Here is a 22,972-nt window from a genome sequence, read left to right as displayed (position 1 = left end):
TCCTCCCATCGCAATACACAAAAGTCATGGAATATTAACCATGTATCCATCGGGTGCGGCGTTCGCCATCCCCTTAGGACCGACTAACCCTTGGCTGATATACATTGCCAAGGAAACCTTGATTTTTCGGCGTGCGGGATTCTCACCCGCATTGCGGTTACTTGTGCCAACATTCTTACTTCGCAACGCTCCAGTGTGGGTCACCCCTTCACCTTCATTGCGATGCGAATACTCTCCTACCAATGAACAATACCGAAGTATCGTTCAGTCCTCAGTTTCGGTACGACATTTGAGCCCCGATTATCTGCGGCGCGAAATTTCTCGATGAGTGAGCTGTTACGCTATCTTTGAATGATGGCTGCTTCTAAGCCTACATCCTCATTGTAAAAGAAATTTCACCACCTTAAGCGCACTTAATGTCGATTTAGGGACCTTAAATAGAGATCTTGGGCTGTTTCCCTTTTGACCAATGGAGCTTAGCCCCCACAGTCTAACTGCCGGATAATTACTTTGTGTATTCGGAGTTTGATAGGTCTCGCGGTCTTTCGACCTGTCGAGACCTTCCAGTGCTCTACCCCACAAAGGTACGTCCGACGCGAACCCAAAAGTTCTTTCGGAGAGAACCAGCTATTACCAGATTCGATTAGCTTTTCACTCCTTACCACATGTCATCCGATAGTTTTGCACGGCTAAACGGTTCGGGCCTCCATCCACCTTTCGGTGAACTTCACCCTGCACATGGCAAGCTCATCTGGCTTCGGGTCTTTAGCAAACTACGAGCGCCCTGTTCAGACTCGGTTTCCCTGTGACTCCGGACTCTCGTCCTTAGTCGAGCAGCTTGCTAAAACTCGTTGGCTCATTCTTCAATAGGCACGCCGTGACGGACAACACATTAAATACGATGCTAAATCTTGAGTGCAAAGTGAAAAATGCAAAGTGCAAAGTTTTAGTTATAAATGAGAAAGTTAATAGTTATAACAACTTATTAATTTTTCACTACAACTTTGCACTTTGCATTTTTCACTTTGCACTAAACACAAAACACCCAACTATCATATTCATTGTGCTGCCCGCTCCGACTCCTTGTAAGCATATGGTTTCAGGTCTATTTCACCGCCCTTCCGGGCTGCTTTTCACCTTTCCCTCACGGTACTTGTTCACTATCGGTCTAGAAAAATATTTAGACTTGCCGGTTAGTACCGGCTGATTCCCCCGAGCTATTCGTGTCCCGGGGTACTTAAGAATAGAAACAAAGAAGATTTATTATTTTCGAATAAGGGGCTATCACCCTCTAGGGCTCGACTTTCCAGACGATTCTTCTAACAATAAATTTTGTAACTTCTCTGCTATAAATAGCACGTCTCTACCTTGCAACCCCCATCCAAAATCGGAGAGTGCATTTGATCCAGCAGGATCACCTACTGGGTTCATACACTCTACGATTTTGGATGAGTTTAGTCTTCTTCGCGTTCGCTCGCCGCTACTGACGAAATGCATGTTTGTTTATTTTCCACCTGGTACTGAAATGTTTTACTTCCCAGGGTACGCTCTATACTTAAAAGTATAGTCAATAGATTTTATCTATTGGGGTTTCCCCATTCGGACATCTTCGGATCAAAGGTTGCTCGGCACCTCCCCGAAGCGTATCGCCGCCACGCCGCGTCCTTCATCGCTTTTTCTAGCCAAGGCATCCACCATACGCCCTTAATTTCCTATTAGGAAATTTGTACACCACTGTACATTTGTTACTTACTTATATTACCTGTTATTTTTCTACCATTCATTCGACCCGAATAAACAATAGAACCTTGAATATCTCTTGTGCTACAAAAGATATCAAGACTTTACTTTATATTTGAGATATGTGATTTTCAAAGTTTCAGTCTTGCTGGCGAAGAAAAAACCGCTTCATTCGGCGGCTACGTACACACTCCAATCAGGGGTGTGGCTATGGCCGCGTATTGATTGGGTTATTTCTTGTATTCATTCGGTAGTGCAGTAAGTATACGGATAGTTGTTTAGATGTCAATACCTTAGCCAAACTGGGGACAAAATGTGGATAGACTACGTCGGACATCATCATAAAAAAACCAAAAAAGACGGCTCAATACGAACCGTCTTTTTTAATAAAATTACTAGAATTTATTTATTCACCAATACCACGCATACCCTTCTCAATAAGCTTTTGAGCAGACTCTTTACCACCAAGACCAAAGGCAAGACCTAGAGCCAAAGCACCTCCAGCAAATATTGCTGTGATGATCGTTTGAATGATAGAAGGAGCAATACCCAAATTGAACAAAGCTGTAAGAACTGCGAAAATCCAGATTGCCCATCGAGTGATACGTCCTAGAAGTTCTGCAGATCTGATATTGGTTGCCTTTGAACTAGCAACAACAATCCTTTCCATTGTGTTTGCAATAACCATTGCAACCATAAGGATCAAGACAGTAACGATAACCTGAGGCAAGTAGTCAACTACTTGTTGCAAGAACATCGTAACTCTTGAAAGACCTAAAACATCAAAGGAAGCAATCAAGAACACAACTATGATGAACCACTTCACCAAAGCTCCGACAAAAAGTCCGGAATTAAGACTGTGTCCTGCACGCCTGACTACATCTTCTAAACCAGCACTCTTCAAAGCAGCATCAACCTTTAGTGCCTTGAAAAGATGTTCGACCATTTTCTCTATGAGAGAAGCCAAGATCCAACCAATGGCAAAAATGATAATAGCAATGATCAGGTTCGGCACGAAGCTCGCAACACCCAACCAAACATTCTGAAGCGATAGAGTGAAAACGTCGCCCCAATTTTGAATATACGTCATAGTTGTTATGAACAATTTATTAATTACCTATAATACCCACTATTATAGCATGGATGATTAAGGCAAACTCAAAATATGTGGATAGTTAAAGGCTATTGAGGCTCAATACCCAATCTATCCAATAAAGTAGCGTGTGGATAATCCAATATATCCCTTACTAGACGGTCATGTATACCAAATCTATATTCAAAATCCTGAGTCTCAAAAGCAGAATAAGTTATTTCCTTCCCTATTTCTGATTCAATAGTTTTGATTACGGATTCTATTTTAGTTAAATTGAGATCATCGCCAACTACCAAAAGATCCACTCTTGAATCCCAATTCTGAGTAAATACTCCCGCAACAATAAATAGTTTTATCTTGCCAGCATTGGTAAAACGCTTTGCCAAAGATTCATCAACTCGTAAACTAGTAATAGTCAGCAAACTCTTCAAAGGATCCAGATACGGATATTTATTATTTAAAACGAGACCCTTACCTTCAATCTTTTTCATCACAGTCTTTTTACCACGCACAACCGGAATCTCTTTTGAAACATGTTTAGATTTCAAAATGTCAGCTTTTTCAAGCATAGACAATTCCTTTCGGATAATCTTGGCTGGGCATTTGGTCCTTTCTACTACTTCTTTCAAGACAAAAGCTGTTGATTCGTTAAATAGAAAAAGTCGTAGTATTTTGACCTTAGCGGCACTTCCGAAAATTGCAGTTAGAGTATCCATAATTTTATTTTCCCAGCTATTAGGCAGGGGTTGATATTTATGAGGTAGTATTGTAGCATGTCACTAAGGCTAAAGACAGAAGGCATTCGGCTACCTATCCTTTATACAGGAATAGAGTAAACGAAACAAGACCTTCCGAGGTTCATATCTCCTTTTTGCCGAGGTCGAGAAATTAACAGTTGTGTCATTCCCGCGAAGGCGGGAATCCAGGATATAACCATTAAATTCAGTGGTAACACACTGGATCCCCGCCTTCGCGGGGATGACAAAATAATAGATAACTAATCTATGTCACGAACAAAAACACAGAAAAAGGAGATTCTTGAAAAATTGGAAAAGATCATGGGTGGTGCAAAATCACTAGTCTTCGTCAATATTCACGGTCTCAAAGTTGAGTCTGCTACGCCTATGCGTCGTCAGCTCACCAAAGATGGAGTTGGCTTCTTCGTTGCAAAAAAGACCCTTTCAGAAAAGGCTCTTGAAGCAAAAAAATACGAAGGTACAATGCCAGCTTTAGTCGGCGAATTTGGAATGGCCTATGGTACAGATCTGGTAGCACCAGCTCGTGGTGTCTATGAATTCCAAAAGAAATTCAAAGATCAAGTAACCATTATCGGAGGAGTCTTTGAAAACAAGTTCATGAGTAAAGAAGATATGTTGGCAATCGCTACGATCCCACCAACACAAACTCTTTATGGAATGTTTGTTAATGTCATCAACTCACCTATCCAAGGTTTCGTGGTTGCACTCAGTAAGATAGCAGAAAAGAAAGTTTAACAAAAAATAATAAAATTAACATGGAAAATACACCTGTAGAAATCCCTGCAAAATTCAAAACTCTCGTTGAATCAATTGAGAAAATGTCAGTTTTGGATCTAAATGAGCTCGTTAAATTACTAGAAAAGAAGTTCGGCGTTTCAGCAGCAGCTGTTGCTGTTGCTGCCCCAGCCGGAGGTGCTCCAGCTGGCGAAGAGAAGAGTACCTTTGCTGTTCATTTGACAGATATCGGTGCTCAAAAGATCGCTGTTATCAAAGTAGTCAAGGAAGTTTTGGCACTTGGACTCAAAGAAGCCAAGGACCTCGTTGATGCCGCTCCTTCCCTCCTCAAGGATGGAATGAAGAAAGATGAAGCCGATGCTTTCAAGAAAGCTATTGAAACTGCCGGCGGTAAGGTTGAGTTAAAATAAGCTTACAGCTTGTTCCGTCGTCGCTCGGACGTTGTGAATATAATACACATTCACACGATCCTCGCTAGCCGGAATAATTAATTTAAAACTACCAACAAAAAAGTCCCTTAATAGGGGCTTTTTTGTTTCCATGCTAGGTTCGTTCATTTATTCATACTGCGATATATACAACTCAACCATATCCAACAACTCTTTCTTTTGCGCCTCAGTCAACTTCTTCAATTTCATATGACCAATACGTTCATCCAAATCATCAGAAACTTTATGAGCCTGTTTGAGTTTACCTTTCTTCATAAGATCATCAATCTTATCTAGACGTTTTATTATATTCTTTCCTTTACCAATATTTCCCACCAACGTCCCAATAGTAGTCCTAAGAGATTTGAAATATTCAACCTCACCAATCTTTGTAGTAGAAGTCGCTTTAATATCAGAAGTCCCATTACCATCAATATCAATACTAAGAGTCAACGACGTGGAAGCTAACATTGGCAACACAGCACTTTCAGAAGCTCTGGCAGTGATTGTAGTAGTAGCAATAGTTAGAGGTGTCACTGGCATACTTTGGAATTCAATTTTATCTAAACTTTCACTACCACGAACCCTTTCAACATCATAAGTAAATTCTCCAAAACCATTACCTTCTATTATAACCGTATATTTTTCACCATCATCATCTGGTAAATAAATATAGTTTTCATATCCACCACGAGGGTCTGGTATTCGCTCAAATGAACTTCCAATTATTTTCTTATCATAAAATGTATAGAGCCCATCTTCTACATCTTCATCCAATCCAATAGGTTTAGATGCCAATCCTGTATGATTACCCTTACTATCATAAACATGCAGATCTACTGGTGAATGTGTACTCAAAACCAGAGAAACTGGCTCCTTACTATAATCAGGTTCACCGATAGTCACACCAGGTATCTTTGATATTTTATCAATCACAACTTGATTGTCATCTGCAGGATTGTGACTGATAATATTTTCAATTGTAGTTTTTGTTGAGGAAGCTCCCAGAATATTTGCATGAGCAATGTCACGATTTTCTTGTTTAGAAATATCATCCAAATCTAGAGAAAGTACGGTTCCAGAATTATAAACAGCACTTGGGGCAACTACCGTACCATCACCCATCTTTGTCTGCACAGGCTTGAACCAAGAAAGATTGGTGCATCTTATTTTTTCACAAATCACTTTCTCATAATATTCAATTCCTTTTGAAGTACCTTTACCCCAACCAGCTATAGACCACATAGCTATAGATGTTGGCCAAGAAAATGGATCTAATACTCCATGGATAATATTTGAAGCTGTAAGAAGTGCTTTGTTACCTTTTATAGGTAGAGAAGTAGCAAATGCTTCTGGATTGACTCTAGTATTTTTGGTGTCAGCTATAAAATCAACCTGATCTTCATAAGAAGAAATATTTTGAGGATATGAGCCATCGTTTATACCTTTAATCGTAGTTGAAGCAAAAGCAATAGTTGGACCAAATACTTTTGAGAAATATTCTCGCGAAGGTAATAGAGAATAAGCACTAGCCATATTTACACCCAGACTTCTCATTGTGCTTTCATTCACAATAAAACCACCAGCAATGGACTGACCATATCCATGTAACAATCCTAGTATAGCTTCTGGAGTTCCGAGGTACGGTACTGCTACAGAGATAACAGAATCTATAAGACCACTCTTACCCATCTCTTCCAAAGTTTTTACCAGATATTTTGCTACCAGCCCACCATTACTATGAGCTATGAGAGTGACTTTTCCAGTTTTAGAATGTTCCGCCAAATCAGCCACTGTTTGAATCAGAGATTCTGTAGTCGTAGCTTTCATTTCGCTCCCCGCAACCACTTCAGTTATGGGCTTACGCCAATCATAACCAAAGGCTTTCCATTCGTTGATTGTTCCTTTTGTCTGAATACCATTCAAAAAATCCATGAAATCCCCATAAATATCCACGAGACCTAGAGCCTTACCAACTGGCCCTCCAGAATAAATAGTTTTATCTGTACTAGAGCCAGAACTATTCAGATATAATTTCTTCACATCAGCATTACGATTTGGTTCCCAAAGACGGTTTACCGTAGAGCCGATAACAGGGATCTCCTCATTACGATAAAGACGTGACCCTTCTAATCCTGGAATAAAAAGAACACTGGAACAACACTCTGGATCGGTTGTAGTAGCGAATGGATCTTTTTCTAGCCATGGTGCATAAGCGACTGGTCCGACTATCCTATTCACATTCCAAAAAGAAGGACCTGTATTACTCCCCCACCAATTTTTTGAAGCAGAAACTTCTCTAGTATCATTATTCTTTATAGCTGTATCTGTATTGTCGGTGATAGCAGAATCTGTGATCGTCACAACAGAAGAAGTAGACTGATTTTCAATTGCGAAAAAATTACCTAAACCTCCGACACCGTTTAACGAATTACCGGCTCGCACTTGAAATATTCCCGGTGGATTGGGATCTTCTACGAAAATACCGTATCGGTTGCCAAAAATGCGACTACCATCTACTGAAACCAAACTAGACCTCGTACGAATACCCGTATCTGCACCAGTTATAGTAGAACTGTATACATCAGCTAAACCATTATATATGCCTAAACCTTCTGGAAGAGAAATATCCGTATACTTCATTCCAACACTACCGAAAGATACAGTCACTCCACCAAATCCTGAAATAGAAATTCTTTCATTAGCCTTACCATTCAAAACCAAACTGCCTTGAACATCAAACAAATCATACCCTTCTATAGCCGAATCTCCAACGATGGAAACTCCAGATTCTACCGTAAGTGAAATATCTTTTGGAATAGAGACCGTACTTTCTACAATATACGGACTCTCCGCACGAGTCCAAACTGCACTATTGTACAAATAACCATCGGTTATATGTGTTTCTGCGTGAACAACCCTGACCATACTCAAAAGACCTATCAAACCTCCAGCACAAGCTGTAAATAAAAATTTCAGTTTTTGTCTTTGCATATATTCTAATAAAATTAAGCCATTGATAATGGCATAAGATTACCAGAATGAGTTAAAATCCTGATTAAGAAAGGTTAAAGAAACTATGAAGAAATTTTGCCTTCAAGATTTACCTTAACTACCCTTAATATAGTCTCTAGATACTATCTTTGTATCACAGTAGCTTGTTTGTCTGTAGGTTTTGAGTAGTTACCAACTATGTAGACAATACTAAAACTGACACCTAATATAAACAAAAATCCTATGAGGAACTTGAAGAAATTTTGATCGAAAGGGTTGACCATGTTGTGGATATTATAGCAGAAACACAATTGGTCAGGAAATCAATTCACCCTTCCCTCCCAAACAAAAAACCACCCGAAGGTGGTTTTTTGTGCAGAAGATAAATCTACTGCTACCTCTTACCAGATAATTCATTTAACTTTGCCCTTGTCTTTGGACCAACTTGTCCATAACCCTCATCACCATCTTTTGCGATACTATACTTGACTTGAAATTTTTGGACTGCTTTCAAAGTTAGACTACCAAAGAAGTTCGTCTCATTTCCAGGAGAACCGGATCCTTCTAAAGCAATTTTAGTATCCTTATCAGAGTTTAGTACAATCTGCAAATTCTTAACATCATTTCCTGATACACTCTTTACTAGACGACGCGTAAATGGTGTTGAAACTAGAACAGTAAGATTAGAGACTGTGTTATTAGTCAAAGTGGTTACTGTCGGAGTTGGGACTGAAACAGCCCGTGACCCTCCTCCGCTTGACCTTCTCCCACTTTCAGCACTAGTCGCCACACTACAAACAGTAGCCGTCGGAGTAATCACAGCCGTCTCTGTTGCTTGACTTGAAGGAATAGTAATAGTCAGTGTATTACTAGATGCACTACATTCTTGAGAAGTATAACCATTAGCTACACCTCTCGTCTCCATAATGTATTTACCTGTTGATTGTACAGCAATAGATGATCCAGCTGGCATTGTAACTGTAAAATCTGTTGCACTTACCACAATTGATTCTACTACAGCCGTCGAACCATTTACAGATAGAGAATACGAACCGACAGTTATTACTGCATCAGTTGTCAAACTCACATCATTGTATGCAGCCCCGACAATCATTGGTACAGCAATGATTGTTAGAGATACAGAAATAATAATTTTGTACATAATATTATATTATTAACCTATCTTACAATCCAATATTGTGTACTTGAACCAAAACCATTCGTTGCTGATGGAACCGCGGCCGTACCTGTAAGATTAAGGAGTCTCACCGTTGTAGAATCAGTACCAGCCACTGTTCCAATAACTGAATATTGGGCTGCCAGCTTGGTCGTCGTTGTAGCCAAAGAAACAATGACAACATCCCCAGCAACAGAACCAGTGGTTACACAAGTTCCAGTACCAGTTGAAGTCGCTGCTATAGACGTGTTCGACACGAGAGAACAGGTACCACTCAGTACTTGAGTTAGTGTCGTACCACTAGAACCAACCTTAAGTGAAGTCAGCGTTGATAAGCCAGTTACATCAAGAGTTGAACTTAATGTAGATGCTCCCGTAACCGCAAGTGTCCCCTCCGTTACAATATTTGTACTTATTGTTGTCGCCGCAGACACAAGAGTAACTACAAAAAATACCGAAGCAATGATTGATAATGCGTAAACTGTTTTATTTTGCCTCAAACTTAATAACATTTTCATATTAATAATTATTTCTAAATTAATTTCAGTAATAGCCGACTAGCTATTTTTACTCTCATAAGTATACACCTACCGCATACATACTTATCCCGAATATCTGTGGATAACAGATTGGTACATTTATTATTCAGCAACAAAAAAACCACCCGAAGGTGGTTTTTTTGTTGCGTTCAATATAACGCTAGATAAGCTAAGTTAAACTAGGCTTATGGGAAACTTACTTCAGGTGTAATCCAAGTCGTCTCACCACTCATGAAGTTGGTTGGGCCACCACTCCAGTTAAGTGCTGATATACCGACAGAATATAGACCAGCTGTAAGAGCGGCACCGGAAGCCCTGCGACCCTTTAGTTCCAATGAGATAGGAACATCAATTGATGATCCTTCAGGCAACACGCAACTATTGGTATAACCAGCTGTTGAACATGTTGATGGGAATGTAAAGGAAGTTGAGGTTGCAACCGATCCAACCGTAGTATCTGCTACACCATTTACATATACTGTATAACTCTTTGAACCATTGGTTGTTGGAGAGGTACTAGCAAAGAATGGACTAGAAGATGCTTGACTCGATCCAAACATTATAGGACCACCTACGGCTACAATGTGAACATTGAAGCTAGCTGTAAGAGTAGAGGTACTCATAATATTTGTTGTATCTGACTGAAGTGCAGATGGAGTAAGACTTCTTGAAGTTAGAGTGATTACAGGTCCTTGATTTCTAACACCAATCTGGAAACCTGTAGCTGAACCACTTTCAGTTACACCATCTCCGACAGTGTTCTCTGAAGTGATACCGCCAGACGCAATAGAAGTCGTGATATTTGATACAGTCGCATTTGCGCCAGCAATATCAAGCTTTATTGTAAGAGTCTTTGTGGTACCAGCTGGGACTGTAATAAGTCCATTACTATCTGAAATGGTAGCTATACCAGTAGTATCAGATACGTCAGCACTGTTTAATTCTGTTGTACCATCAAAAAGATAAGCTGTTGTGGAAGCTGTAGCACCTCCTGTTCCTGCCTTAGCGACAGTTACTGCAATATCAGTAATCTTAACAGCATCTTTTTCGGCCTTTACATCAAATACCAATGTAGACAACTTACTATATTCATCTTCATTAGAACCAGCTGTTGCAACAACATCTTGTTTTGCAGGTGTAGCTGAGTTTGTTGATATAGTCAAAGTAGCCGTATCAGACAAAGTAGCATCAACATTCTGTGCTCGAGTTACATCTGTTACTACTTCAGGAGCGTATTGATCAATACCAGCTCCGTCTATAGCACGAATTCCATTAGCAGCAAGTCTAACAGTATAATTCGACGATAAATCCGTACTATCAATTGAAGGTCTAACGTCAAATTTTATAGTAATAACTTTTGACGAATCCTTAGGAATAACCAAATTTATACCACCGAGTGTAATATAATATCTTGATCCATCCTTTACAACCGTAGAAGAATTCAAGTCGGAAGAGGCTAGAATTGTATCACCATCTGTAACATAAACCTTTTGATAGATTTTGTTGAAGATAGTAGTAGCAGTTCCCAAATCTAACTTAACTCTTTCAACTCTCATGTCAGAAGTCTTTGCTTCAACTTTTGCAGCAAGAACTGAAGCCTTAAGTTGTCCCTCATAGATAGTAGAAGGTAAGCCAGCATTATACTGTGTTGCTGAAATTGAGCCTTCAACACCTGGGGTCGTGATAACTCCTGAAGTACCAGGAATAACTGGAGTTGTTCCAGGATTAGCTGTACATGTGTATCCTACTGGACAACCAACTGCTACTGGAGTGACTGTACCACCATTAGCTACGGCTCGTGTAAGAGGACCGAAGAAGCCTGTACCAGGATTTATAATACCCTTTGCAACCTGATAAGCTGCAACGGCTGACTTTGTTTGTGAACCGAAGTAACCCTTTGCAGTACCAGCAGAAATAGCTGGGATACTGTATCCATTTGCCATGAGCCATGTCTGAAGAGCTGAAACATCAGCACCTGTTGAACCAACTGTAAGATTGGCGTTGAAGGTTGTTGACTGTGCTCCTGCGATCGCGACGAAAGCCAAAACGGCTACGCCAGATGCAATAAGAACTTTTTTCATACGTATGATTTTTATAATTATGCACTCTCCTCTTTTTATTAATAAGTTAGAGGCTAATGCAGTTTGATAATAAACTGATAAATCCACTTCCTTCCACCGGACGTTATCGACACGTCAAGCAAAAGGAGTTTGTGGGCGAAACGAAATTGAATAATGATATTGATATATTGACCACAGCTTTTCGACAAACTGCAATCATCAAATTCAAAATTCAAAGAAGAACCTGAACAAACTGAATTGCAAATTCTCTACTCAAAAGTAGATGATCTTGCAACTATTGATTTGTCAAAGGCCTTCCCCATCACAACCATATATTGTTCTCAATAAAGAGAAAAAATAAAGGTATGCTCTGGGACGAATATGCAAAATAAATTTTACACACTCGTTACAAAGCATTATAACGTTAAATTGATACAAGGTGCAAAAACGGCTATGTGGATAACGCAACAAGCGCAAAAATCCTTCAAATTTGGGGCTTTTTGGCTTCTATAGATAACAGGGCTAATAATAGTCGAAAAGGCTAGGAAAGTCAACGATTCAAAGAATATCTACTCCATCTCCTTTCCCCTTCTTTCTTAACAAGACCTTTATCCACCAATTCTATAAGTTCACGTTGAATAGTCTTCTCACTACAATCTTTGATCACTCTAGAAAAGTCCTTTATGGTCAAATTTGATTGAGTAGCAAGGACGGAAAGGATTGATTCTTGTCTTTGTGTTTTCTTGGCCTGACCAGTCAGTTGTCCCTTATTTAATTCTGATTTAGAGGCATTTGTTCCATAAACCGACTCTGACTGTCTTTTAAGACTTTCTGAATTTTTAGAAATACCCGACTTATTACCCAACCTAAACCCTGTTGAAAATAGATCTGGTGTCTTAAAGAAAGCTTCAGAAAGGACATATCCGGCATTTTCCGCACTCTCGGCTAGACGATCACGTAACATACCGACTACGTTATCAATTTCATGAACCAATAGACGATGGTTCATATCAGAAATAAGATTGGAAATCTTGGCTACATTTAACAAAGAAAGTGTCTCCAATGCAGCAGTGAACAAAGATTGTATTACTGCATTCTTATCACCTGGCAATGAATTTGAAGCTGAGAAAGATGAAGACAAAAGGTCAATACCACGATCTCGCAATTCCCACTTTATTGGCTCATTGTCTTTGAGAAGTCCTGACACCAAATACAATGCCGCGGTGATCTTTTCTGTCTTTTTGAAAATATAAATCAGATAGTCTTCTGCAGAGAAAAAACCCAATGACTTCCAGTTAATTGGGTCATTAAACGAAGGTGGAATATTTGTCTCTTTATTGTCCATAATAGGTTTTAAGATGTCTTATAGAAATATAGCCATGTCTTTTATAAAAACCATGCTTTTTTCTGTCTTAGACATGTCTATTATAGTCTTTTAGATATGTAAAGCAAGGCATTATCCACCACACCCGCCAACAATGTGATATTATTACTAGATAAAATAATTACCATGGCAAAGAAAAAAGATTCATTAGAAATCCAAAAGAAAATCCGTTTCTGGGACGAAATGCACGATGAGACTATTCATGTAATATTATCAATTGTTTCATTCCTTATAGTTATACTTACCCTACTAGCTTCATTCTACAAAGCCGGTCCCGTAGGAAATTATTTATTTGAATTTTTACGTAGCCTATTCGGTATCGGTTATTTCTTGATACCAATGATGTTTGCTATGCTCGGCATTTCATTCTTACAAGGATTGAAAAAGAAGTTTGAAATATCAAAAACTATTGGTGCTCTCCTATTTCTTATTTCTGGTCTTGGACTCATCCATGTGATATATGCTGGAGCCGGTGGTATCGTCGGAAGTTTCATCGCCTCACCGATGATCCGTCTCGTACAAGTCTGGGCAACAAGTGCCATCCTTTTCACTATCCTCGTCATTTCCATCATCATGACTTTCAATCTATATTTCACTATAGATGACCTTGCTTTCTGGAGACGTGACAAGAAAAAAGAAAATTCTGAAGAAATGGATGACTACGAAAAGGCTGCTGTTAACAAAGCTGTGGCTGACGCAGAAGATGAAGCCGAAAATATCGCCAACGCAAATCTAGAAAATACAAAGAACGATAAAAATCCACGTACAACTGACGCTGACAAATCTGCAATAAAAGGTAAGAAAAAAGGACTGCTTGATTTCACCGAAGATGAAGAATCCAGTTTTGCCACTTCTGTAATAGTTCCCCATCTCCTTCCCTTCACACCTCCACCACTATCACTCCTAGAAAAAGATCGTGGCAAACCTGAGACTGGTGATATAAAGGCCAATGCAAACATTATAAAAAGGACTCTTCAAAATTTTGGTATCTCCGTAGAGATGGATGAGATTTCTATTGGACCATCTGTCACTCGTTATGCTCTGAAACCTGCTGAGGGTGTCAAACTGTCTCGCATAGTCGGACTAAACAATGACTTGGCATTAGCTTTGGCCGCACACCCTATCCGTATAGAAGCACCTATCCCTGGTAAATCTCTAGTAGGTATAGAAGTACCAAATACCGCCAAGACAACAGTCGGTCTTGCAACTTTGCTTTCTTCTCCAAATTATCAAGAGTCCGAGAAACCACTTCTCATGTCTCTTGGTAAAGACATTACTGGTCAGGCTCATTTCAGCAATCTTGCCAAGGCACCTCACATGCTCATCGCCGGAACAACTGGTTCTGGTAAATCTGTAACCATTCACGCTCTCATAACTTCTCTTTTGTATCGCAACTCTCCAGAAAATCTCAAGTTCATCATGATTGACCCAAAGCGTGTTGAGCTCACTATGTACAACAAAGTACCTCATCTTCTAACTCCGGTTATCACCGATCCAAAGAAAGCTATTCTCGCTTTGAAATGGGCTGCAAAAGAAATGAGCAGAAGATACGACGTCTTGGAACAAAATGCTGCTCGAGATATTGATTCGTATCACAAGTCTGTCCTTGGTCCAGCTTTGGAAAAATACAAGAACGCAGTAGCTAGTAGCTCGAAGCTAGAAGACTCCGAGCTCCAAGCTTCTAGTTCCAAGCTTCCTGAGACAATGCCATACATCGCCATCGTTATAGACGAGCTCGCTGATATCATGCAGACCTATCCTCGTGAATTAGAATCAGCAATTGTCCGCTTGGCTCAGATGAGTCGCGCTATCGGTATTCACCTTGTTATCTCCACACAACGTCCGAGTGTAAACGTCATCACAGGTCTCATCAAAGCCAACATTCCTAGCCGTATTGCTTTGCAAGTATCATCACAGATCGACTCGCGTACTATTTTGGACCAGATGGGTGCCGAAAAACTTCTAGGCGCTGGAGACATGCTCTATCTCGGTGGTGAGATGTCCAAGCCTGTACGCCTACAATCAGCCTATATCTCAGAATCAGAGGTTAAAAGGGTTGTTAAATACCTCATTGAGGAATACAAGGATCAAATCATTGATGAGATCAACCTAACCCCTACCGAAGCTGGTGCTTCAGCCGCTTTTGACTCTATGACTGGCGATTCTCTAGAGGAAGAGGACGATCTTTATGAATCCGCTCGTGAAGCAGTCACCTCTGCCGGTAAAGCTTCTACTTCTTATATTCAAAGGAAGCTTGGTGTTGGCTATTCTCGCGCTGCCAAACTTATGGACATGCTAGAGGAGCGCGGTGTCATAGGACAAGCCAATGGTTCCAAACCAAGAGAGATCATAGGAGTTGGTGCTGGAGTAGAACAGATTGGGGGTGCTACGGAAGTAGACAACGAACCTGTTTAGTGCAAAATTAAAAGTGCTTTTCGTTTGTGTCATTCCCGCGAAGGCGGGAATCCAGGATATAACCACAAAATCCATTTTCAAATAAATTATAATAGACTATTATCTCGTAATAATCCTGGATTCCCGCCTTCGCGGGAATGACAACACAAACTATGCCCCTTTCCCGCACAACCAACCGTCGGCTTCTAAAATTACTTATTGTAATCATCTTCTTTGGTATTATCATCGCCTATGCAATATCAAGGAGTTTTAACTACGTCAGTGGTCCTGAAATAAAAATATTTGAGCCAATAAACGGTTCGACTACCACTTCCCCCACTGTGACTATTCAAGGGCAAGCTCTGCGTGTAAATAAAATTACACTTAATGGGAAACCTATTTCAATAGACGAAAAAGGTTATTGGAAAGAATCTATAATTATCTTCCAAGGTTTAAATAAAATCACCCTTTACGCCGAAGATCAGTTTGGAAGGAATACAAAGGAGGAGCTAGATTTAGTTGGTGAGATATAGTTACTTGCCTTCCCTAAAAATGGTAATATACCCTTATGCCTGCCTTACATTATTAGAGTGGGATCAAAATCCTGCATAACTGAAAAGAATATGTCTTTCAATAAGAAAAATAAAATAAAAGAAGGGGTGCCAGCCGCCTCGACAAGCTCGGGACGAGAAGTAGAAGAAACAGAGAACGAAGTAGTTACAAAAAGCGAAAAGAAAAAATCTTCAGAAAATAGTTCCAAGCAAGATTCAGGGATTCGTGATGCCATGGATGCTATTCGTGCCAAATTTGGCGAGGATAGTATTATGAAACTTGGTGAGAAACCAAAGGTTAATATCAACGCAATTCCAACTGGTTCCCTAGGACTAGATTGGGCTTTGGGTATTGGTGGTATGCCCCGAGGTCGTATCGTAGAAATATTCGGCCCAGAATCATCTGGAAAAACTACTCTAGCTCTACATGTAGTAGCTGAGGCTCAAAAACTTGGTGGTGTCTGTGCTTATATAGATGCCGAACATGCCATGGATCCAGAATACGCTACACGCCTCGGTGTTAAGATTGACGACTTACTCATTTCCCAACCAGATACAGGTGAACAAGCTTTGGATATTGTAGACAGCCTCATCAGAACAAACAAAATGGACGTCGTAGTTATTGACTCCGTTGCAGCTCTTACTCCACGAGCAGAGATTGAGGGTGATATGGGGGCTTTCCATGTTGGAACTCAAGCCAGACTCATGTCCCAAGCTCTACGTAAACTTACAGCTATAGTTGCCCGATCAAAATCTATAGTTATCTTCATCAACCAGATTCGTATGCAAATAGGTGTAATGTTCGGCAATCCAGAGACTACACCAGGCGGTAAAGCTTTGAAATTCTACTCCTCTGTTCGCCTAGATATTCGTCGTATCGCTCAAATCAAAAAAGGTGAAGAGATCATGGGTGGTCGCGTACGTGTCAAAGTAGTAAAAAACAAAGTTGCTGCACCATTCAAACAAACTGAATTTGATCTTATGTACAACGAAGGTATTTCTCAAGAAGGAGAAATCATCGCTCTCGGCGAAAAGTACGAACTCCTACAAAAGTCCGGTTCCTCATACTCTTTTGGAGAAATAAAACTAGGTCGTGGCTATGATGCAACCAGACAATTCCTCAAAGAAAACACCAAAGTCAAAGACGAAATTCTCGCAAAAATAAGAGAAAAATTGAACGCACAATAATTTTGACTCTACTCAATTATTAATCTAATTTAATAGAATTTCCGTACCAGAGATTCTATTGTAAAAACCATGAATAATGATATTATTTTCTGTATGGGAACTCATACTTATGTAGCGAAAATAGAATCTGCGGAAGAAGGTGGCTATATTGCATATTTCCCTTCTTTACCTGGTTGTATCACTGAGGGCGATAGTCTTGAAGAAGTAATAGCAATGGCAAAAGATGCTTTGGCGGGATATCTTGAAGCCAGAAAAGACCTGGGCTGGCCAATTCCAAAGGAGAAAAGATCTATAAGGAAATTTCCAAAGGGATTCACCTTGCCCCTAAGCGTCAAAACGGCTTAAGTGACTTACTTACCATCTCTGACTCCAAAGAAACTCATAAGGGCTTTGGAGAGATGTGGCTTTGTTTTTGACCGCCAACATGGAAGCCATGTCATATTGAAAAATTACGAAAGAAAAGCAACTGCATGCGTACCAAATCATAATAAAGATCTTAAAAAAGAAACTGTCAAAGGAATACTGAAACAAATTGGAATGACCGAGGAAGAACTAAAAAATAACTTGTAATTTGCAATCAACCCCGTCCAATTGACGGGGTTTTGCTTTTTCTTATCATCTCCTATAGAATGGCTCAATCACTAATTAATACAAATATTATGTCCTTACTTGAATATAACGAAGTAACCGAAAAGAAATTCATCGTCCTTGAAGGAGCACCTTACGAGGTTATTACTTCTCACGTCTTTCGTAAACAGCAAAGAAAGCCTGTAAACGCTACCAAGCTAAAGAACCTTTTGACTGGCAAAGTTACCGAGTATTCATTCCACCAATCAGAAAAGATTGAGGAAGCTGAGATAGAAGAAAAGAAGGTCAAATATCTCTACAATAACCGCGGAGAATGGTGGTTTACCGATCCAGAAAATCCAGCTGCTAGATTCAAAGTTGCAGAAGAAATAGTCGGACCTCAAGGCAAATTCCTAAAACCAAATACTATTGTCGGTCAATACCTATTCAAGGAACAATCTATGGGTTTTCGTATGCCTATCACCGCTGAACTCAAAGTTACCGATGCTCCACCAAACGTCAAAGGTGACACTATGACAGGTGGTCAAAAGACCGTTACCCTAGAAACAGGTGCAACCATTAACGTTCCCCTATTCATCAATGAAGGAGAGATTATTCGTATCAATACTGAGACGGAAGAATACAAAGAAAGAGTTGGGAAGTAAAAAACCTTAGTGTAAAGTGCAAAATGAAAAATGCAAAGTTGTAGTTGTTTAGTGAATAGTTAAACTCTTTAACTATTCACTAAAACTTTACACTTTGCATTTCTCACTTTGAACTTATATCCCGTATCTCCACTTTCCTTAAGATGACGATACTATCTCGCAACGTATGGTAGCAAAGCCATGAATCTTGCTCGCTTTACAGCAACACCTAGTTGTCTTTGAAACTTGGCTGAAATGCCAGTCTGTTTTCTGTTCAAGATGCGACCGTGTGGATTGAGGAATTTCTTCAAAATATCCGTATCCTTGTAGTCTACGTACTTGATATTATGTTGGTTAAAATAACATTGTTTTTTCATATAATTTTTGTTTTAAAATGGTATATCGTCTGGATTAATCTCTTCACTTGGATAATCTATCTTGTCCGATGAAGCTGTTGTAGTCTCTGAACCAACTTCTCCGCCTTTACTATTCTCTGTGGCTGGTGATGCAGTCTTTGCTCCAGTAGCTCCACCAGTCTTTGGGCCGAACTGGACACTATCTGCAACAATCTCTGTACGATATTTCTTTTCACCGTTGGTTTCCCAAGACCTAGTCTGTATTCTTCCTTCTATCAAAACCTGTTGACCTTTTTTCAAATACTGACCAGCCAATTCTCCAAGTTTTGCGAAAGCAACAATATTGTGGAATTCCGTAGCTTCTTGTTTACTACCCTCTTTGTCTTTGAAATAACGACTAGTTGCAACACCGAAACTACAAACTTTTGTACCAGATGGCAAGGCTTTTAATTCTGGATCACGAGTCAAATTTCCTATAATGAACGCTTTATTGAGATACATATTTATTCGATTATTATAATAATCTACTTATTTTCTATGCCTCTTTGACCATATCATCTATACTTTTGTCTATCTCTTCAATACTAGCTGGAGCCGCGTCAACTTGAGGAGTTACAGCTGTTTCCAAAACAGCTTTACCATCCTCTGATATCTTGGTGGCAATGAGAGGAGCATGTTTACCCAAGAAAGTATTTTCGCGTACAGTCGTGGTAACGAGCATTCTAATAATAGATGGAACGATCTCGATAGCCTTTTTAATAGCTTCTATAGAACCCGATCCAACTTCGAACTTTACCCAACCAAAATAGGCTTGATCATATTTTTCATAAGATCCTGCTACTGTCTTGCGACGAATAGTATAAGCCAAATTCTGACGATGTGGCATTTCTTCACTTATGATAGAAGCACCAGCATCACTTATAATCTTTTTGATTGCATCTACTTCCCCGTTGATTTTCTCTTCAGGAATAGAAGAAGCGATCAAATACCCTATCTCATAGACCGTCATGCGATCTTCGTGTTTGTCTTGCATAGTTCTTTTTGCAGTCAGTGACCCATTTTTGTAGGACCTTACCCTAGGTAAGGACTAACTGCGATTATTTAATAATATGTAACGAGACTAACACGGAAATGACTATTTTGCAAGGTTTTAAGGCAGGCACGACACCATTGTATCAAACCGAGTTAAAATCCTGATTAAGAAAGGTTAAAGAAATGATGAAGAATTCCTTGGTTACCATAGCCTATCAAGGCGAAAGTGACTTCTATTAGACCTGGCCGAAGTCAAAAAACTTCTTAGCATTATCCATAACCTGTTTTGTGACCACATCCTCACTCTCTCCCCTTATCCTAGCTAGAGTTTTTACGACTTCAATAACATTCACAGGTTCATTTCTCTTACCACGAAAAGGGACTGGTGAGACATAGGGGCAATCGGTTTCCGACATTATTCTATTTAATGGAAGATATTGTATGACCTCGTCATAATTACGAGCAAAAGTTATAACACCAGTAAAAGAAAAATAATAACCAAGATCAAGGAATAATTTGGCATCTTCAATATTTCCTGCAAAAAAATGTAGGTCGCACAACACTTTTGATCTACTCTTAAGTATTTCGTAGGCTTCTCTATAAGCATTTCTATCTTTACCATTACGAATATGTAACATCAAAGGTTTTTTTACTTCATTGGCTATATCTATCATTATTTCAAAAGCTTTGATTTGTTTCTCTCTAGAACCTTCATCCAAATGAAAATAATCCAAACCGCACTCTCCAAGAGCTATGACTTTTGGATCTTTCGCCAACTTCATATACGCATCACGATCTATAGCTTCACCATGTTCGGTAAATCCACTATCAACCCCAAATTCTTGATCATCATGATGAGATTTGCAGGTATGAACTGGGTGCAAACCGACGATAGCATAAACATTGTCGTGTTTATGTGCCAAACCCAAAGCTTTCTTAGAAGTATCGAGTTGTGTACCAACTGCAACCATCGCTACGTCAGCATCTTTTGCGCGTTTGATGACATCTTCTCTATCTGCATCATAAGCGGCAAAATTTATATGTCCATGAATATCAATGTATTTCATATCAAAAATCGTTCGTTATTTTCTCAAAAATAGTGGCGCTTCTGGCATTTTATTATTTTCTGTAAGATCAATGATTTTCTTGGCTGTTTCAGGAAGGATAGGTAAAAGCATAGTAGCGATGAAATTCAATCTAGCCAAAAGTTCCTTGATATCAGCTTCCCCTTCTACTTTGTCAGTTTTTATTTTTTTGAATGGCTGTCGCTCTTGAACAATCTTGTCGGTATTGGAAATGAGTTCCCAAACCGCATTACAAGCATGTTGTAAATCATATTTTTCAAATCCTTCGCGATATTTTTTACCAATATCAATCGCCTCTGCACTCGTTGCCAACTTTTTGGCAACCACGAGGTCATACTTCACACCATTTGCTTCGGCCATTTTCATTGTTCTTGAAACAAGGTTGCCCAAACCGTTGGCCAAATGAGCGTTATAGGCTTCTTTGAATTTTTCCAAAGTAAAAGGACTATCTTCAAAAGGAGAAAGTTCCCTAGCAACATAATATCGCAAAGCATCAGTACCATATTCCTTTACCAATTCCAAAGGATCTACAGTATTACCCAAAGATTTGGACATCTTTATACCACCCTCACCTGTGACGAACCCGTCAATAATAATCTGCTTTGACGGTGGTAACTTTGCTGCCATGAGCATAGCTTGCCACATTGCTGACTGTTGTCGGAGGTTATCCTTACCGCAATATTGTACAGCTCCACCTGTTTCAACCCACCATTTTTTGAATTTCTTTTCATCATCTGGCCAACCAATAGCAGAGACGTAGTTTACCAAAGCGTCAAACCAGACATACATAACCTGAGATTCATCACCCGGTACTGGTATACCCCATGGCATTTTGCTAGCCAATCTAGAGATACTAAAATCTTCCAAACCACGTTCTACGAAAGCTCTGATTTCATTCAGACGAGAATGTGGAATAACGAAATCGTTATTCTTCTCATAGAGATCCATGAGTTGTTTCTGGAATATACTAAAACGGAAAAAGTAATTTTCTTCTTGGATAACTTCCAATTCTTGCAAAGGATGAAGCGGACACTTTCCTTCTACGAGCTCTGATTCGGTTTTTTCCAATTCACAACCAACACAATATTTGATTGAATAATTTTTCTTATAAATAAGTCCATTCTTTTCTACAATTTTCCAAAATTCCTGAGCAGACTTCACATGATGAGCATCTGTTGTGCGAACAAAGTTTACATCTGGCAAAATACCCAGAGTAGGAATCAAATTTTTGAACCTTCCTGCATAATCATCAACATAAGCTTGAGTTTCAACATGTTGTTCTTTGGCCTTACGAAAAATCTTTACTCCATGCTCGTCTGTACCAGTATTGAAGAAAACATCAAAATCAGCCAATTTTTTGGCTCTAGCAACAATATCTGCGCGGATAAGTTCCATAGCGAAACCTATGTGGGGATCGGAGTTGACGTATGGTAAAGTCGTTGTTATATAAAATGGTTTATTCATGTAAGAATTAGTTTACAGTGCAAATGGGATGATGGCAACCCGATGAACTCCGTAACAGAATTGCCTTTTTTGTTACCTGCGAGACTCGCTTCGTTTATTTTCTAAGTAAAATGCTCAGGAATTACGGAGGACTAATTGTCCTCTCGTAATTCCAAGGACATTCGCATTTTACTAAGAAACTAAAACTGCGCTCAGACAAGTTCTCGGTAACAAAAAAGACAATTCTGTTACGGAGTTCAAATACTAAAAAATAAAAGTGACGAGTTTTTCGTCACTTTTTTGTATGAGCAAATGATTACTCAGTAGCAACAGGTTCGGTAACAGCAAGCTCGGCAGCAAAATGCTTCTGATATGCCGCAAAAATTTCTCTTGGATCATGATCATGATCTAATTCCAATACTTCCCCTGACAAGCCAGTGTGCATAAACGTTATTGCCCACTCATTCAAATTTGAAGAAATAATAAAAACCGCTCTCTCTGGCTCTGATTTCGCTATTAGGAGAAAACTTTGTTTCTGTTCAAGACTCCATTTATCAGAACTCTCTACAAGCCATCTCAAAAATTCTGCATTCATCGGTAACTCCTTTTTATATTAAACCGTCAGTTGATATGTACTATTCAAGCATAAGATATAACAACTTATTACCGCTGTCAAATTCTTAGAATGTTTTTACCAAGCAAAACTCTTTCATCAAACAGCTCTTGTTGAGACAACATTAAGCAAACTTAAAATATTTCCTGAATTCTTCACTATCTTTGAATCTGCCGACCAAAGCCATATTC

General features: G+C 39.4%; 22 protein-coding genes and 1 rRNA gene. 8 read left to right on the top strand and 15 right to left on the bottom strand.

What is annotated here, in order from left to right; translation table 11 throughout:
* The 3 genes from WCS89_04455 to WCS89_04445 all read right to left on the bottom strand — a co-directional run.
* Window positions 1-1,718: ribosomal RNA gene (locus tag WCS89_04455) — 23S ribosomal RNA — on the bottom strand; the annotation flags it as partial.
* 428 nt (window positions 1,719-2,146) lie between these two features.
* The gene (locus tag WCS89_04450) at window positions 2,147-2,830 is read right to left on the bottom strand and encodes a hypothetical protein (GenBank protein ID MFA6554724.1); all 684 of its coding nucleotides are present in this window, start codon (window positions 2,828-2,830) and stop codon (window positions 2,147-2,149) included.
* 92 nt (window positions 2,831-2,922) lie between these two features.
* Window positions 2,923-3,549 (bottom strand): hypothetical protein, encoded by a 627-nt coding sequence (locus tag WCS89_04445; protein ID MFA6554723.1) that lies wholly within the window; start codon window positions 3,547-3,549, stop codon window positions 2,923-2,925.
* 288 nt (window positions 3,550-3,837) lie between these two features.
* Between WCS89_04445 and rplJ the strand changes: the two genes are divergently transcribed.
* Complete coding sequence (gene rplJ, locus WCS89_04440; GenBank protein MFA6554722.1) at window positions 3,838-4,326, top strand: 50S ribosomal protein L10; 489 nt, start codon at window positions 3,838-3,840, stop codon at window positions 4,324-4,326.
* A 20-nt stretch (window positions 4,327-4,346) separates the two neighbouring features.
* A complete protein-coding gene (gene rplL / locus WCS89_04435) occupies window positions 4,347-4,736 on the top strand; it encodes a 50S ribosomal protein L7/L12 (GenBank protein MFA6554721.1) in 390 nt (129 codons plus the stop codon).
* Window positions 4,737-4,883: 147 nt separating this feature from the next.
* Here rplL and WCS89_04430 read toward each other — a convergent pair whose 3' ends face one another.
* The 6 genes from WCS89_04430 to WCS89_04405 all read right to left on the bottom strand — a co-directional run bounded on the left by WCS89_04430 (window position 4,884) and on the right by WCS89_04405 (window position 12,869).
* Window positions 4,884-7,748, bottom strand: a complete 2,865-nt coding sequence (locus WCS89_04430; protein ID MFA6554720.1) for a hypothetical protein — start codon at window positions 7,746-7,748, stop codon at window positions 4,884-4,886.
* Window positions 7,749-7,891: 143 nt separating this feature from the next.
* Window positions 7,892-8,032 (bottom strand): hypothetical protein, encoded by a 141-nt coding sequence (locus tag WCS89_04425; GenBank protein MFA6554719.1) that lies wholly within the window; start codon window positions 8,030-8,032, stop codon window positions 7,892-7,894.
* A gap of 110 nt (window positions 8,033-8,142) precedes the next feature.
* Window positions 8,143-8,910 carry a peptidoglycan-binding domain-containing protein gene (locus tag WCS89_04420; GenBank protein ID MFA6554718.1) on the bottom strand — a complete coding sequence of 256 codons (768 nt, stop codon included), beginning with the start codon at window positions 8,908-8,910 and terminating at the stop codon, window positions 8,143-8,145.
* 17 nt (window positions 8,911-8,927) lie between these two features.
* Entirely contained in the window at window positions 8,928-9,443 is a 516-nt protein-coding gene (locus WCS89_04415) for a hypothetical protein (protein MFA6554717.1), read from the bottom strand.
* Window positions 9,444-9,649: 206 nt separating this feature from the next.
* Complete coding sequence (locus tag WCS89_04410; protein MFA6554716.1) at window positions 9,650-11,545, bottom strand: peptidoglycan-binding domain-containing protein; 1,896 nt, start codon at window positions 11,543-11,545, stop codon at window positions 9,650-9,652.
* A gap of 529 nt (window positions 11,546-12,074) precedes the next feature.
* Window positions 12,075-12,869: a helix-turn-helix transcriptional regulator gene (locus WCS89_04405; protein MFA6554715.1), complete on the bottom strand. Its 795-nt coding sequence runs from the start codon at window positions 12,867-12,869 to the stop codon at window positions 12,075-12,077.
* A gap of 165 nt (window positions 12,870-13,034) precedes the next feature.
* On the opposite strand from WCS89_04405, the gene WCS89_04400 reads away from it, so the two are divergent.
* The 6 genes from WCS89_04400 to WCS89_04375 all read left to right on the top strand — a co-directional run bounded on the left by WCS89_04400 (window position 13,035) and on the right by WCS89_04375 (window position 18,273).
* Window positions 13,035-15,323, top strand: coding sequence for a DNA translocase FtsK 4TM domain-containing protein (locus WCS89_04400; protein ID MFA6554714.1), 2,289 nt, complete (start codon window positions 13,035-13,037; stop codon window positions 15,321-15,323).
* A 137-nt stretch (window positions 15,324-15,460) separates the two neighbouring features.
* Window positions 15,461-15,835, top strand: coding sequence for a hypothetical protein (locus WCS89_04395; GenBank protein MFA6554713.1), 375 nt, complete (start codon window positions 15,461-15,463; stop codon window positions 15,833-15,835).
* A gap of 90 nt (window positions 15,836-15,925) precedes the next feature.
* Window positions 15,926-17,041: a recombinase RecA gene (gene recA, locus WCS89_04390; GenBank protein MFA6554712.1), complete on the top strand. Its 1,116-nt coding sequence runs from the start codon at window positions 15,926-15,928 to the stop codon at window positions 17,039-17,041.
* Window positions 17,042-17,134: 93 nt separating this feature from the next.
* On the top strand, window positions 17,135-17,386 hold the full coding sequence (locus tag WCS89_04385) for a type II toxin-antitoxin system HicB family antitoxin (protein MFA6554711.1): 252 nt from the start codon (window positions 17,135-17,137) through the stop codon (window positions 17,384-17,386).
* The gene (locus tag WCS89_04380) at window positions 17,387-17,611 is read left to right on the top strand and encodes a type II toxin-antitoxin system HicA family toxin (protein ID MFA6554710.1); all 225 of its coding nucleotides are present in this window, start codon (window positions 17,387-17,389) and stop codon (window positions 17,609-17,611) included.
* An 89-nt stretch (window positions 17,612-17,700) separates the two neighbouring features.
* The gene (locus WCS89_04375) at window positions 17,701-18,273 is read left to right on the top strand and encodes an elongation factor P (protein ID MFA6554709.1); all 573 of its coding nucleotides are present in this window, start codon (window positions 17,701-17,703) and stop codon (window positions 18,271-18,273) included.
* A gap of 152 nt (window positions 18,274-18,425) precedes the next feature.
* On the opposite strand, the gene rpsR is transcribed toward WCS89_04375, so the two are convergent.
* The 6 genes from rpsR to WCS89_04345 all read right to left on the bottom strand — a co-directional run bounded on the left by rpsR (window position 18,426) and on the right by WCS89_04345 (window position 22,763).
* A complete protein-coding gene (rpsR, locus tag WCS89_04370; GenBank protein MFA6554708.1) occupies window positions 18,426-18,629 on the bottom strand; it encodes a 30S ribosomal protein S18 in 204 nt (67 codons plus the stop codon).
* 12 nt (window positions 18,630-18,641) lie between these two features.
* Window positions 18,642-19,109: a single-stranded DNA-binding protein gene (locus tag WCS89_04365; GenBank protein ID MFA6554707.1), complete on the bottom strand. Its 468-nt coding sequence runs from the start codon at window positions 19,107-19,109 to the stop codon at window positions 18,642-18,644.
* 34 nt (window positions 19,110-19,143) lie between these two features.
* Window positions 19,144-19,641, bottom strand: coding sequence for a 30S ribosomal protein S6 (locus WCS89_04360; protein MFA6554706.1), 498 nt, complete (start codon window positions 19,639-19,641; stop codon window positions 19,144-19,146).
* Window positions 19,642-19,876: 235 nt separating this feature from the next.
* Entirely contained in the window at window positions 19,877-20,707 is an 831-nt protein-coding gene (locus WCS89_04355; GenBank protein ID MFA6554705.1) for a TatD family hydrolase, read from the bottom strand.
* Window positions 20,708-20,722: 15 nt separating this feature from the next.
* Window positions 20,723-22,189: a methionine--tRNA ligase gene (gene metG / locus WCS89_04350; GenBank protein MFA6554704.1), complete on the bottom strand. Its 1,467-nt coding sequence runs from the start codon at window positions 22,187-22,189 to the stop codon at window positions 20,723-20,725.
* A gap of 295 nt (window positions 22,190-22,484) precedes the next feature.
* A complete protein-coding gene (locus WCS89_04345) occupies window positions 22,485-22,763 on the bottom strand; it encodes a hypothetical protein (GenBank protein ID MFA6554703.1) in 279 nt (92 codons plus the stop codon).
* Between the last annotated feature and the right edge of the window lie 209 nt (window positions 22,764-22,972).

This window comes from Candidatus Paceibacterota bacterium (assembly GCA_041666915.1).
Taxonomy (GTDB): domain Bacteria; phylum Patescibacteriota; class Minisyncoccia; order Phycocordibacterales; family PALSA-1337; genus C7867-002.
Note: the sequence above shows the minus strand (reverse complement) of the source record. Positions and strands in the feature narration are given on the sequence as shown.